We start from the raw sequence: 13093 nt of genomic DNA on the forward strand, positions 1-13093 counted from the left end.
CACACCTACCGGCCTATTCGAGCGCCAGCACCCACAACACACCAAAGCCGGTGAGCACGCTGCCTAGCGTGCCCGACAGTGACGACCAGCGCCCGTCCACGCGGCCAGCGGGCTGCACAGGCTCGGACTTGGGCCGACGCGCGTCCACCACGGGTGCTGTCACCATGCCGCCGGCATCTGCTTGAAGCTGAGCCGTGAGCTCGGCCAACGGGCCCTTGGCCACCACGGTGGTTACAGCCCCCGAGGGGGTATGCAGTGTCGGAACAATTTGTGCGAACAGCTTGTCCGCCCACTTGGTACGCCAGTTCTCGCGGGTGCTGTGGCTCACCCATTTGCTGACGCGGTGGGTCATGCGTGGCGCACACGCTACCAGCACCCAATGGGTGTGTGCGCTGGCTGGGCGCCCACACAGGGGTGCCAGCACTTGTTGTGCGTACGCTGCGTCGTCCACATACACGATGACTCTGTCCATACCCACCTCCAGGTGTGAGGCTGGCCACAGGGGAGCGGTATGGCCCCCTGCGCCGCCTCAGATGCAATGCAATCCGCGTGAAGCGGTCAGTGCCCGGCCGGTGCCGAGCCGGCACTGGCACGGCGAGCCAGGATGATCTTCCCAGCCAGCAAAACCAGCAGCGCACCGGCCACACTGGCCCCGTACTTCACGACATCGGTGACTTCGCCGCTCACGCTATCGACGGGCATCTTGAGCATCCACTGCCACTTGTCAGGGTTGGCGAGGGCTGGGTCGGTGACCAGCATGCCGCCGGCAATCCAGCCCAGCAGCATGCCACCCAGCGTGATGATGAGGGGAAACCGCTCCATGAGCTTGATGACCAGCTGACTCCCCCAGACGATGATCGGGATAGAGATCAGCAAACCCAGCACCACCAGCAGGAACGAATGGTCACCTGCGTTCTGGGCTGCGCCGGCGATAGCGATCACGTTGTCCACGCTCATGACCAGGTCGGCCACGATGATGGTCTTGATGGCAGCCAGTAGCTTGTCGCTGCCTTGCACGTCGCCATGGCCCTCTTCATCGGGAGCCAGCAGCTTCACACCGATCCACACCAGCAGCAGCGCGCCCACAAACTTGAGGAAGGGCAGCGCCAGCAGGGTCATCGCAAAGGCGATCAGGATCACGCGCAGCACGATGGCGCCCGCAGTGCCCCAGATGATGCCCTTGGTGCGTTGTGCGGGGGGCAGTTTGCGGCAGGCCAGGGCAATGACCACGGCGTTGTCACCACCCAGCAGGATGTCGATGATGATGATCTGGCCGAGTGCGAGCCAGAATTCGGGCGAAGCCAAAAAGTCCATAAATTCCTCAATGTCAGTGGCGCGAAACGAGGATCCTGGCGCCACTGTAGCGCCGAGTCCCCCGCAGGGATAGGGGGCTTACGGTGACCTGGTCAAGGAAGGCTTGCCCCAGACAGGGGAGACATGGCAAGCGAAGAGACGGCCTTGATCAGCCCACGGTGGGCCCATCAAAGGTCTTGCTCAGTTCCACACAGGCTGGCTGTGTGCGAACCCGGACTGCCGGAAGCATGGCTTCGTATTGACGACAAATCCGATGCCTTGCGCTGCTCACACCCGGATGATGGTGGGTGGGCTGGCAAGACGGGAGCTACTCCCCTTCGAGACAGCGATTGGAACATTCCCGGCGAGGCAGCGCAAGGGCCGGGGTGTTGTGGTTACTGCGTACACCCCAGGGTGCGGGCAGGGTGAAAGGTCTCGCCTGGGGGAAGACGGCGGATACCACCACTGTCAGCATCCCTCGTGGCGGGCCGCTATCATCCAGCCCCTCTTGTGCCCCTGCGCTCGCGCGCCTCTTGCCCCGTTTTCATGGCTGCCATCCACATCACCGACATCGAAGCTGCCATCAATCACTGGCGCCACCGTGCCCCCGCATCACCCGACGGTCTGGGCCTGGCGCCTGAGGTGCAGGCCCTGGGAGAGGTCTATGCGCTGATGGTCTATGGGCGCGCCACAGAGATCGATGAAGACAAGCTGCCGTCGGCAGCGATGGCCGCATGGCAGACCTGGTATGACACGACGCCCGACACGCCCTGCATCGCGATTTGCTCCACCAGTCAGGGCGACGACCTGTGCAAGGGCTGTGGGCGCACGTTCGACGAGGTGCAGTTCTGGCCATCGTTCACTCCGGCGGAAAAGCGGGGGGTGTGGCGCCGCATCACGCTGGAGCACTCGGCCTGGCGTTTCAACCGGTACGCAGAGCGTGCAGCAGAGGGCGTGACCTTGCCGGGGGCTGCCAACGGCGGGGCGGGTTGATGGGCGATGGGCTGTACGCAGGCCCGGCAAACCGCTATGGTGTTGCCATGCTGCGCCTGACCCAAGCCCCGAACATTGCGATCGCCACCCTGTGGGCAGACCTGCTGTGTGAGGCGGGCATGGCAGCCTCAGTGCAGCGCCAGTACCTGGCCGCCGCCGCTGGGCACTTGCCGCCCGACCAGTGCCTGCCCGAAATCTGGCTGGACCACGACGAGCACGCCACGCGTGCCCAGGCCTTGCTGCAACAACTACAAGACCTGCCGCAGCGCCACTGGGCCTGCCGCTGCGGCGAGATCGTGGAAGGCGGGTTCGAGCAGTGCTGGCATTGCGGAACGCTCATGCCGCGCGATTGAGATTCGCGCGGCTAATTGCTATGTATTTAATAGCTGCTTAGGCAAATAGAACCGGCGCCATCAGGCATTTCGGTCCGAAATGCCTCACTTCCAGCGCACAGGCTCCACATGCACGCTGCCTTGTGTGCTGCTGAGGGTGATGGATCCTTCCTGCACTGTGGCCTGCAGCTGCATGCTGCGCTCGGCCAGCTGTGCCAGCGCTTGCGACGCCTCGGTCGGAATGCGCCAGACCTGCAGCTTGTCCAGCCGCGAAAGCTTGGTTTCAATGCCCTTCCACCAGATCTCGGCCGCGTGGTTGAAGCAGTACACGATTACCGAGTCAGCCTTGCTGCAGGCTTTCGTCAGCGGCTTGTCTTCCGGCTGCCCTACTTCGATCCACACGCGTTTGCGGCCGGTAAAGTCCGTCAGCGATGCATCTGGGTCATCCGGGTCCGACAGCCCTGCGCCGAACGCGAGTGTGGCGTCGCCATTGCACAGGTCATTGAGCTGGTGCGCCTGAATGGCCAGGGCTGCCAGCCGCACCATCATGCGCTCGTCGGTTTCGCTGGGGTGGCGTGCCAGGGTGAGCGCATGGTCGGCGTAGTAGCCGTGGTCGATGTCGGCGATCGCAAGGTTCGCTTTGAATATTGTGGATTTGATCGCCATTCTCAGCGGGTTCCTTCAATTTGTACTTCTACGTCAGCCCCATTGCTTCGACGTTTTTCAATGACATATCGGGCCGAAAAACTGCCCAGGCGTGCGGCAGTTTGCAGCGCATCCTCCGCGTCAGGGCGTTGCAAGGCATAAAGCGCGCGAAATCTTTCAAACCAAATTCGCGGTTCGTCGTGGGGCGTTATCCGCTCGGCGGTTTCCAGATCGGAAAGTGCTTCTTGGGGGCGGCCTGTGCGGGTAAGCGTCGTTGCGCGAGCGAGGTAGAAACTGGAGTTCTCGGGGCTCAGTTCGATGGCCTTGCTGATATCTGACAGTGCTCCCTCAACGTTGCCCTTCTGGAAGCGCTCGTTGCCCCGGTTGAAGAAGATCCGGCTCGCTCCTGCTACTTCAGGTTTCGGGAGTTTGGCTGCGGCGTCTTCCCAAAGAGCGGCCCGTGAAGAAAAGCTCTCCAGCCGGTCTTGCGACTGTACAAACAACAGAGGGATCACCAGCACGCCCAGTGCAAGTGTCATACGCCACGGAAGGTGTCGTGCCAAAGCGGCGACCGTCGCAGCATACCCAATGGCCCAGATATAACTGCGGTAGAGCACGTACGGCTCCTGAAAGCGCACAAGGCTGAACTCAACCAGAAACAGCAAAGCGCTGAATGCGAGACCAAAAGCGAACAAACGGTGCTTGCCTGTCCGCAGCGAAAGGCCTGCCACCACAGAAGGTACCGCCACAAACAGACCAAGTTGCAGCAAAGCGTGAACGGAAGTCCAGGGTTGAAGAAAATCGACCCTCAAGTCTGCAGACATTCTGGTGGTGGAGGGGAGCAGCCACTGCAGCCAGTATTGGTAGTACAGCTGGGCCTGCGTGTAGGCCGAAAATAGCCACCGATCACCACGGCCCTGGAATGCAGGCAGGCCGTAGATTTCACCTCTCAGATCGCTCAGTCTGGGTTCGTAAGGCTGGCCAACGAATCCCATCCCCACGCTGAACACCAAGGCAACGGCTGGCAAATTCGCGCAAATGAACGTGGAGCAGACCTGTACCGTTCGTCGATCCACCCGATCCAGCAGCAAAACGAGTGACAAGGCTGCAAATGGCACAGTCACTGAATGTTCCTTACACAGCATGGCCAAAGATGACATCAGCGCCGCACGCAGCGCCCTGACATGGCTACCTTCCTGCAGGGCCATCAGCAAATAGCGCAAGCTGATCAGCGAGAACAGCGCGGCCATGACGGTAGTGCGCTGTATCAGGTAGCCCGCCGCATAGACAGCCACTGGATGCACCACAAACACAACGGCCAGCAATGCTGCAATGGCGCAGGCCTGCTCACGGGCTATGGCAGCCGGCTCGCTTCGGCGCCCCTCCAGAATGAGCATCTGCTTGAGCAATTGATAAAGTTGCCAGGCGACCAAAACGTGCAGCACCAGGCTGATAAGCCGATGCGCTTCCATGGTGCCCCATTGTGTTTGGACCCAACCCAGGGTGAAGTACGGCAACGACCGAGTAAGCAGCTCCCAGGGCTCAACCGCCGCGGTCGTCAGACGGGAGGTGAAGAAGAGATTTCCGTCGTCAAAAACAAACGGATTTTCCAGGTATGGGCCGTACAGCGCCGCCGCGACTGCCGAAACTACGACAAAAACAAGCAGAGCAAACAATGATTCCTTTGACCAGCGCCCTCGAATGAAAGGCGCTGTCATCCAGGTGCTCTCTTGGGTGTACCGCTCTGCCGCATGGAGGTAGCGCTACACCCGACGCGCCAACTCGGCCGCCTTGCCCACATAGCTGCCGGGCGTCATCGTCAGCAAGCGGTCTTTTTCTGCCTGCGGGATCTCCAGCGAGGCGATCAAGCCATGCAGGGCCTCGGCCGTCACGGTCTTGCCCCGGGTCACTTCCTTGAGCTTTTCGTAGGCGCCCTGCACTCCAAAGCGGCGCATCACCGTCTGGATGGGTTCAGCTAGCACTTCCCAGGACGCGTCCAGGTCTTCGGCCAGGGCTTCTTCGTTGATTTCGAGTTTGTTCAGGCCCGTGAGCAACGAGGCATAGGCCAGCGTGGCGTAGCCCAGGGCCACGCCCATGTTGCGCAGCACGGTGCTGTCGGTCAGGTCACGCTGCCAGCGGCTGATGGGCAGCTTTTCGGACAGGTGCTTGAGCAGCGCGTTGGCCAGGCCCAGGTTGCCTTCGGCGTTCTCGAAGTCGATGGGGTTGACTTTGTGCGGCATGGTGGACGAGCCGATTTCGCCCGCCTTGAGGCGCTGCTTGAAGTAGCCCAGGCTCACGTAACCCCAAATGTCGCGCGAGAGGTCGATCAGGATGGTGTTGGCACGGGCGACGGCATCGAACAGCTCGGCCATGTAGTCATGGGGCTCGATCTGGATGCTGTACGGCTGGAAAGTCAGGCCCAGGCCCAGAGGCTCGGGTGTCTCGATGACCTTCTTGCTAAAGGCTTCCCAGTCAAAGTCGGGCCAGGCAGACAGGTGGGCGTTGTAGTTGCCCACTGCACCGTTCATCTTGCCCATGATCTTGACGCTGGCGATGCGGTCGCAGGCGGTTTGCAGGCGCATCACCACGTTGGCCATTTCCTTGCCCACGGTGGTGGGGCTTGCCGTCTGGCCGTGGGTGCGGCTGAGCATGGGCACTTCGGCAAAGGCGTGTGCCATTTCGCGCAGCTTGAGCACGATGCGGTCCAGCCCTGGCAGCACCACCTGGTCGCGACCCGAGCGCAGCTGCAGGGCGTGGCTGGTGTTGTTGATGTCTTCGCTGGTGCAGGCAAAGTGCACGAACTCGGAGGCTTTTTCCAGCTCGGGGCGTGCCTCGAACTTGCTCTTGATCCAGTATTCGACCGCCTTCACGTCGTGGTTGGTGGTCTTCTCGATCTCCTTGATGGCTGCAGCATCGGCCTCGGAGAAGTTCTTGACCAGGCCCAGCAAGTAAGCGCGCGCTCCGGTGGTGAGGGGCTTGAACTCTGCAAACCCTGCATCCGACAAGGCAATGAACCACGCCACTTCCACTTGCACGCGGCGGTGCATGTAGCCGTGCTCGCTCATGATCGGGCGAAGGGCGGCAAGTTTGGGGGCGTAACGGCCGTCAAGCGGCGACAGGGCGGTGATGGTGGACAGGCTCATGGCGCACGATTGTAGGCGGGGCGGGTCGGCGGGGTTTGTGGGGGCGGCGCATCAGTCGGCCTCATGCCGGGTCGCTGTCGATAGAATCAAACCCGAATTGTTCAGCATTCCCCGCGCACTGGAAGACACACCATGAAATTGATCGGAGCCACCGCCAGCCCCTACGTGCGCAAGGTACGTATCGTGATGGCTGAGAAAAAGCTCGACTACCAGTTCGTGCAAGAAAACGTCTGGGCAGACGACACCCATATCTCCGCATCTAACCCCCTGGGCAAGGTGCCCTGTCTGGTGATGGAAGGCGGCGAGGCCGTGTTTGATTCGCGCGTCATCGTCGAATATCTCGACACCCTGTCGCCCGTGGGCAAGCTCATCCCTTCCCAGGGCCGCGAGCGCGCTGAAGTCAAAACCTGGGAGGCCCTGGCCGACGGCGTGATGGATGCCGGCATCCTGGCCCGCCTGGAAGCCACCTGGGTTCACCGCAAGGACAGCGAACGCAGCCAGGCCTGGATCGACCGCCAACTGCTCAAGGTGAACGATGGCCTCAAGTCCATGAGCCAGGGCCTGGGCGACAAGCCCTATTGCAGTGGCATCCACCTGAGCCTGTCGGACATCGCCGTGGGTTGCGCTCTGGGTTGGCTGGAGTTCCGCTTTCCCGAGATCGCCTGGCGCAGCGAGTACCCCAACCTGGGCAAGCTGCTCGACAAGCTGATGCAGCGCCCGAGTTTCGCGGACACCAAGCCCGCCTGACCCCGTCACTCGGCTGCTGAAAGGCTCCGGCAAGCCCGTCCTCCCGCAGAGTGCCGCGGGTCTTTGTGCAGTTCCGGTCCCCTGCTTGCCGTATGCTCCCGGGCGTATGAACGAAATGGTTCAAAACCCACCCCCCACCGCTGGTACCAGGGCGACCCGCCAGCGCGCCGCGCGCGAGGCCGCTGCCACGCCGGGCGCCGACCGGGTGCGCGTGAACGACCCAGACCGCACCATGGCCAACATCCTGCAGGTGGCCACGGCAGAGTTTGCCGACAAGGGCCTGGCCGGGGCCCGCATCGACGAGATCGCGGCACTGACCAGCACCAGCAAGCGCATGATCTACTACTACTTTGGTAGCAAGGAAGGTCTGTATGTGGCGGTGCTGGAAGACGCCTACCGCCGCATCCGGCGCATTGAGTCCGAGCTGCACCTCGAAGACCTGGCGCCCGAGCAGGCCCTGCGCACCCTGGTCGGTTTCACGGTGGACTACCAGCTCGCCAATCCCGACTTCATCCGCCTGGTGATGAACGAGAACATGCACCGGGGCGAGTACATCACCCAGTCCACCACCATCCAGGAACTGAACATCCCAGTCATCCATGCCGTGCGCGATGTGTACCAGCGCGGCGTGGCAGCGGGGGTTTTTCGTCCGGATGTGGACCCTGTCGATCTGCACATGTCGATCTCGGCGCTGTGCTTTTTCAACGTGGCCAACCGCCACACCTTTGGCGCGATCTTCAAGCGCTCGCTGGATACGCCTGCCGCCACGGCGCAACGCCGTGAATCGATCATTGAAATGATCGTGCGCTTTCTGCGGCCCTGAATCGAATCCCCCCGGCGCGCTGCGCGCCTGGCACCCCGCTGTTCTTCAGGGCCATGAGCCGGAGGACGCTCTTCGCCGGGCGTGGTTGACCCATCCATCGCGGCTCCACGCCGCGCCACCCAGCACTGCCCTATCGCTGTTCGCGAGCAGGGTTTGCACCTAGATCAAATACTAACCAGTTCGTACAAAATTAAATCCACTAACTGATAACGACTGGAGACACCATGCTTGCACTGGCCGACCGCTGGCTCGGGCGATACACCCGCGCACTCGACATGCTTTCCGGCCTGTGTCTGGCCATCATGGTGGTGCTGGTGTTTGGCAACGTGGTGCTGCGCTACACGGTGAACTCGGGCATCACGGTGTCCGAAGAGCTGTCGCGATGGCTGTTTGTGTGGCTGACCTTCATGGGGGCCGTGGTGGCTTTGCGAGAGCATGGGCACCTGGGCACCGATGTCCTGGTGTCCCGCCTGCCCGCTGTGGGCAAGAAGGTCTGCCTGGTTCTCGCACAGATCTCGATGCTGTATGTCTCCTGGCTGCTGCTCAAAGGCAGCTGGGCCCAGATGCTGATCAATGCCGACACCGAAGCGCCGGTGACCGGGGCGTCCGTAGGCATCTTCTATGCCAGCGGCGTGCTCATGGGCGCATCAGCCATTGCCATTCTGGTCCGCGATCTGCTGCGCACGCTCTTTGTGCCAATGGGCGAGCATGAGCTGGTCATGGTGCAGGAAAGCGAAGAACTCGCGGCACTGCAACACCGCACGGAAGACGCCAGTGCCAGCACTCCCCCTGCAGGCCCCCGTCGCTGACCCCTCATTTGCACTGGAACGCGCACCATGACCGTCACCATCTTCCTGGGTTCCCTGCTGCTCGCCATGGCGATCGGCGTCCCCATCGCTTTCGCGCTGCTCCTCTGCGGTGTGGCGCTGATGTGGCATCTCGACCTGTTCGATGCGCAAATCCTCGCGCAGAACGTGATCAACGGCGCGGACAGCTTCCCGCTGCTGGCCGTGCCCTTCTTCATGTTGGCGGGCGAGATCATGAATGTGGGGGGGTTGTCCAAGCGCATCGTGAAGCTGGCGCTCACCGTGGTGGGCCATGTCCCCGGCGGGCTGGGCTACGTGGCCATCATGGCGGCCGTGATCCTGGCGGCAGTGTCGGGCTCGGCCGTGGCGGATGCGGCGGCACTCGCGTCGCTGCTGCTGCCCATGATGGTGGCTGCGGGCCACAACAAGGAGCGTTCGGCGGGCTTGATTGCCTCCGCCGGGATCATCGCGCCAGTGATACCGCCCTCGATCGGCTTTGTGATCTTTGGCGTGGCCGCCAACGTGTCCATCAGCAAGCTGTTCCTGGCGGGCATTGTTCCTGGCGTGCTGCTGGGGCTCTCGCTGGCTGTGACGTGGTGGTGGCTGGTGCGGCGCGAGAACGTGGCGCCGCCAAAGCGCGCAACGCGCGCCGAGCTGCTGCTGGCGCTGCGCGAAGCCGTGTGGGCCCTGGGCCTGCCCATCATCATCCTGGTGGGTCTGCGGATGGGCGTGTTCACACCCACCGAGGCTGCTGTGGTGGCCGCCGTGTACTCGTTGTTTGTCGCGATGGTCGTGTACCGCGAGCTGACCCTGCGCCAGCTGGTGGAGATCTTCCAGACTTCCGCACGCACCAGTGCCGTGGTCATGTTCCTGGTGGCAGCTGCCATGGTGTCGGCCTGGCTCATCACCGTGGCCGATCTTCCCTCTGCGGTCATCGGCATGCTGGAGCCCTTCATGGGCAACCAGACGCTGTTGCTGATTGCGATCATGGTGCTGGTCATGGTGGTGGGTACAGCGATGGACATGACGCCGACCATCCTCATCCTCACACCCGTGCTGATGCCGGTGGTCAAGGCGGCGGGCATTGACCCGGTGTACTTCGGCGTGCTGTTCATCATCAACAACGCCATTGGCCTCATCACGCCGCCCGTGGGCACCGTGCTCAACGTGGTGGCCGGGGTGGGCCGCATTTCCATGTCGCAGGTCACCCGGGGCGTCATGCCGTTCATGGTGGCGCAGTTCATCGTCATGTTCCTGCTGGTGCTCTTCCCGTCCATCGTCACCGTGCCCCTGCGCCTGTTGGGTGGCTGACCAGCCCTCCAGCACGTACCGTTTCTGCCTGCCCAAAACCCAAGGAGACCATCCCATGAATCTGCTCAAGACCCTGCTTGCCACGGCCCTCGTCGCCGCATCGCTGCTGCCCGCTGCGCACGCGCAGGAGCGCACCATCAAGTTCGCCTTCCAGAACCAGAAGGACCACCCGCAAGCCCAGGGCGCGCAAAAGTTTGCCGACCTGGTGGCGGCCAAGACCAACGGCCGCATTGCCGTCAAGCTCTTCCCCGGCGGCACGCTGGGCGGCGACCTGCAGACCGTGTCGGCGCTGCAAGGTGGCACGGTGGAGATGACGGTGCTCAACGCGGGCATTCTGTCGGCCCAGGCCAAGGAATTCGGCATCTACGACTTCCCCTTCCTGTTCGCTACGCCCCAAGAGGCCGATGCCGTGACGGATGGTCCCTTCGGCAAGAAGCTGCTCGACAAGCTGCAGGCCAAGAACCTGGTGGGCCTGGGTTATTGGGAGCTGGGCTTTCGCAACCTCACCAACAGCAAGCGCCCCATCACCAAGGCTGAAGACATTGCAGGCCTCAAGATCCGCGTGATCCAGTCGCCCATCTACATCGACATGTTCAACGCGCTGGGCGCCAATGCCGTGCCCATGCCCTTCCCCGAGCTGTATACGGCCATGGAGCAAAAGGCCGTGGACGGCCAGGAGAACCCGTTCTCCACCATCCTGTCGTCCAAGTTTGCGGAGGTGCAGAAGTACCTGACCGTGACGCGCCACATGTACAACCCCCAGGCCGTGATCGTGAGCAAGAAGTTCTGGGACAGCCTGAACCCTGCTGACCAGAAGGCGCTGACCGATGCCATGGCCGAGGCCACCACCTTCCAGCGCGGTGTGTCGCGCGTGCAGGCCAATGTGGCGCTGGAAGACCTCAAGAAGGCCGGCATGCAGGTGTCCGAGTTCTCGCCTGCCGAGCTGGACAAGCTGCGCGCCAAGGTGAAACCCGTGGTCGAAAAGCACAGCGAAAAAGTGGGCGCAGAGACGGTGAAAGAGGTCTACGCCACGCTGGCCAAGCTGCGCGGCGGCAAGTAAGCCCCACGCTGCCCTCCCTGCACGGCTGCCAGTGGCCCCGCCACGCCCGGCCGTGCATTCACCCCGTATCCCGCCCGCCCCATGAGCATCCAGCTGCTTGATCCCCCGGTCACCACACCCACGTCCGCCATGCCATCCACAAGCCCCCGCAAGGTGCTGATCGGACTGATCGGTGCCGGCATCCAGAAATCGCTGTCGCCCGCGCTGCACGAAGAAGAAGCGCGCCATCACGGCATGCGCCTGCACTACCAGCTCATCGACCTGGACCGCTCTGCTTCCTCGGCGGAGCATCTGCCCACGCTGTTATCGGCGGCGCGCATCATGGGCTACGCGGGCTGCAACGTGACCTACCCCTGCAAGCAGGCGGTGATTCCGCACCTCGACAGCCTGTCTGAAGAAGCGCGCGCCATGGGCGCCGTGAACACCGTGGTCATCCAGGGCGGAAAACTCGTGGGCCACAACACCGACGGATCGGGCTGGGCCTGGGGCTTTACCCGCGCACTGCCTGGCGCCGACCTGAGCCGCGTGGTGCTGCTCGGCGCGGGCGGTGCCGGCGCTGCGATTGCACACGCCGTGCTGCGGCTGGGCGCCGAGCACCTGAGCATCGTCGATGCGCAGCCCGAGCGTGCGGCTCAACTGGCAGCCGACGTGAATGCTCTGTACGGCGTCCGGGCCGAAGCCTCCGACATCCAATCGGCCATGGCGCAGGCCACAGGCCTGATCCACGCCACGCCCACGGGCATGGACAAACTGCCCGGCCTGCCACTCGATGTGGCCCTGCTGCGGCCCCCGATGTGGGTGTCCGAAGTGGTGTATTTCCCGCTCGACACCGCCCTGGTACAGGCCGCACGCGCGCTGGGCTGCCGGGTATCCGACGGCGGTGGCATGGCTGTGGGCCAGGCCGTGGGCGCGTTCGAACTGTTCACCGGCGAGGCGCCCGATGCGGCGCGCATGGATGCGCATTTCCGCCGCCTGGTCAGCACGCGCTGATGCCACTGCCCGCCGCAACCCTCAAGGAGCCGACACCATGAGCACCCCGATGATGGCCGCCCGCGAAACGCTGGGCGAACTGCCCAACCCCCTGGGCCTGCAGGGCGTGGAGTTCATCGAATACGCCACCAGCCGTCCGCAGGCGCTGGGCCAGGCGCTGGAGCGCATGGGCTTTCAGCCCGTGGCGCGCCACCGCTCGCGCGAGGTGCTGCTGTACCGCCAGGGCGACATGAACATCATTGTCAACGCCCACCAGGACAACGAGCTCACCGGCGTGCACGCCCCGCCCGCGCTCACCGAAGCGCCGGTACTCGCCGCCATTGCTTTTCGCGTGGGCAATGCGGCCGCGGCCTACCGCCGGGTGCTGGAACTGGGCGCCTGGGCCGTGCACACCGAGGTCGAGGTGATGGAGCTGAACATCCCCGCCATCCACGGGGTGGGTGCCAGCCGCATCTACTTTGTCGACCGCTGGAAGGAGTTCTCCATCTACGACGTGGACTTTGTGCCCATCCCCACCGTCAACCAGCGCCCGCCTGCGCTGCAGGGCCTGCACCTGTTTGGCGTGGTGCAGTACATCGGCCTGGGCCGTGCGGAGGACTGGATCCACTTCTACAGGGAACTGTTTGGCTTCGCCGAGCTGGCACCGGACCAGTCGTTTGGCGTGCTCACCCACGGCCGCATCCTGGCCAGTCCCTGTGGCACGCTGCACTGGCAGCTCATCGAACCGCTGGTCGATGCGCTGGAAGCCGACCCCGAAGAGTTGCTGCAACGCGTGGCCTTTGGCGCGCCCGACGTGCTGGCCACGGTGCAAGCGCTGCGCGAGCGCGGTGTGGACTTCGTCGAGTCCCCCACCGGCGTGCACACGGGCACGCGCGGCGCCCTCACCCGCGCAGATGCCGGAGCTCCCAGCTTCGAACTGGTGCTGGACGCACGCTGAGCCTGGAGACTGC

General features: G+C 63.4%; 14 protein-coding genes. 9 read left to right on the forward strand and 5 right to left on the reverse strand.

Annotation, left to right across the window (positions count from 1 at the left end; all coding sequences use genetic code 11):
* Positions 1-13 precede the first annotated feature (13 nt).
* Together ASD75_RS02500 and ASD75_RS02505 are read right to left on the reverse strand one after the other, a co-directional pair.
* Positions 14-472 (reverse strand): hypothetical protein, encoded by a 459-nt coding sequence (locus ASD75_RS02500; RefSeq protein WP_056742835.1) that lies wholly within the window; start codon positions 470-472, stop codon positions 14-16.
* 86 nt (positions 473-558) lie between these two features.
* Positions 559-1314: a TerC family protein gene (locus ASD75_RS02505; RefSeq protein WP_056056589.1), complete on the reverse strand. Its 756-nt coding sequence runs from the start codon at positions 1312-1314 to the stop codon at positions 559-561.
* Positions 1315-1839: 525 nt separating this feature from the next.
* On the opposite strand from ASD75_RS02505, the gene ASD75_RS02510 reads away from it, so the two are divergent.
* Both ASD75_RS02510 and ASD75_RS02515 read left to right on the forward strand, forming a co-directional pair.
* Positions 1840-2286, forward strand: coding sequence for a DUF3717 domain-containing protein (locus tag ASD75_RS02510; protein WP_056742838.1), 447 nt, complete (start codon positions 1840-1842; stop codon positions 2284-2286).
* A 47-nt stretch (positions 2287-2333) separates the two neighbouring features.
* Complete coding sequence (locus ASD75_RS02515; protein ID WP_056743217.1) at positions 2334-2639, forward strand: hypothetical protein; 306 nt, start codon at positions 2334-2336, stop codon at positions 2637-2639.
* An 84-nt stretch (positions 2640-2723) separates the two neighbouring features.
* On the opposite strand, the gene ASD75_RS02520 is transcribed toward ASD75_RS02515, so the two are convergent.
* Genes ASD75_RS02520 through purB form a run of 3 tightly spaced genes read right to left on the reverse strand, consistent with a single transcriptional unit; the run spans position 2724 to position 6406 of the window.
* The gene (locus ASD75_RS02520) at positions 2724-3284 is read right to left on the reverse strand and encodes a YaeQ family protein (protein WP_056742839.1); all 561 of its coding nucleotides are present in this window, start codon (positions 3282-3284) and stop codon (positions 2724-2726) included.
* Between the two features lie 2 nt (positions 3285-3286).
* Positions 3287-4981 carry a hypothetical protein gene (locus ASD75_RS02525; protein WP_156400930.1) on the reverse strand — a complete coding sequence of 565 codons (1695 nt, stop codon included), beginning with the start codon at positions 4979-4981 and terminating at the stop codon, positions 3287-3289.
* Between the two features lie 45 nt (positions 4982-5026).
* Positions 5027-6406, reverse strand: coding sequence for an adenylosuccinate lyase (gene purB / locus ASD75_RS02530; RefSeq protein ID WP_056742843.1), 1380 nt, complete (start codon positions 6404-6406; stop codon positions 5027-5029).
* A 132-nt stretch (positions 6407-6538) separates the two neighbouring features.
* On the opposite strand from purB, the gene ASD75_RS02535 reads away from it, so the two are divergent.
* The 7 genes from ASD75_RS02535 (at position 6539) to ASD75_RS02565 (ending at position 13080) form a co-directional block, all read left to right on the forward strand.
* Positions 6539-7153 (forward strand): glutathione S-transferase N-terminal domain-containing protein, encoded by a 615-nt coding sequence (locus ASD75_RS02535; RefSeq protein ID WP_056742845.1) that lies wholly within the window; start codon positions 6539-6541, stop codon positions 7151-7153.
* 106 nt (positions 7154-7259) lie between these two features.
* Positions 7260-7976, forward strand: a complete 717-nt coding sequence (locus tag ASD75_RS02540; protein ID WP_056056579.1) for a TetR/AcrR family transcriptional regulator — start codon at positions 7260-7262, stop codon at positions 7974-7976.
* A 224-nt stretch (positions 7977-8200) separates the two neighbouring features.
* On the forward strand, positions 8201-8785 hold the full coding sequence (locus ASD75_RS02545; RefSeq protein WP_056742847.1) for a TRAP transporter small permease: 585 nt from the start codon (positions 8201-8203) through the stop codon (positions 8783-8785).
* A gap of 27 nt (positions 8786-8812) precedes the next feature.
* Positions 8813-10093: a TRAP transporter large permease gene (locus tag ASD75_RS02550; RefSeq protein ID WP_056742849.1), complete on the forward strand. Its 1281-nt coding sequence runs from the start codon at positions 8813-8815 to the stop codon at positions 10091-10093.
* Between the two features lie 55 nt (positions 10094-10148).
* Positions 10149-11153, forward strand: coding sequence for a TRAP transporter substrate-binding protein (locus ASD75_RS02555; protein WP_056056573.1), 1005 nt, complete (start codon positions 10149-10151; stop codon positions 11151-11153).
* Between the two features lie 81 nt (positions 11154-11234).
* Positions 11235-12143, forward strand: coding sequence for a shikimate dehydrogenase (locus tag ASD75_RS02560; RefSeq protein WP_082564857.1), 909 nt, complete (start codon positions 11235-11237; stop codon positions 12141-12143).
* Between the two features lie 37 nt (positions 12144-12180).
* Positions 12181-13080 (forward strand): VOC family protein, encoded by a 900-nt coding sequence (locus tag ASD75_RS02565; protein ID WP_056743221.1) that lies wholly within the window; start codon positions 12181-12183, stop codon positions 13078-13080.
* Positions 13081-13093 lie beyond the last annotated feature (13 nt).

This window comes from Acidovorax sp. Root568, from assembly GCF_001427445.1.
Lineage (GTDB): Bacteria > Pseudomonadota > Gammaproteobacteria > Burkholderiales > Burkholderiaceae_C > Acidovorax > Acidovorax delafieldii.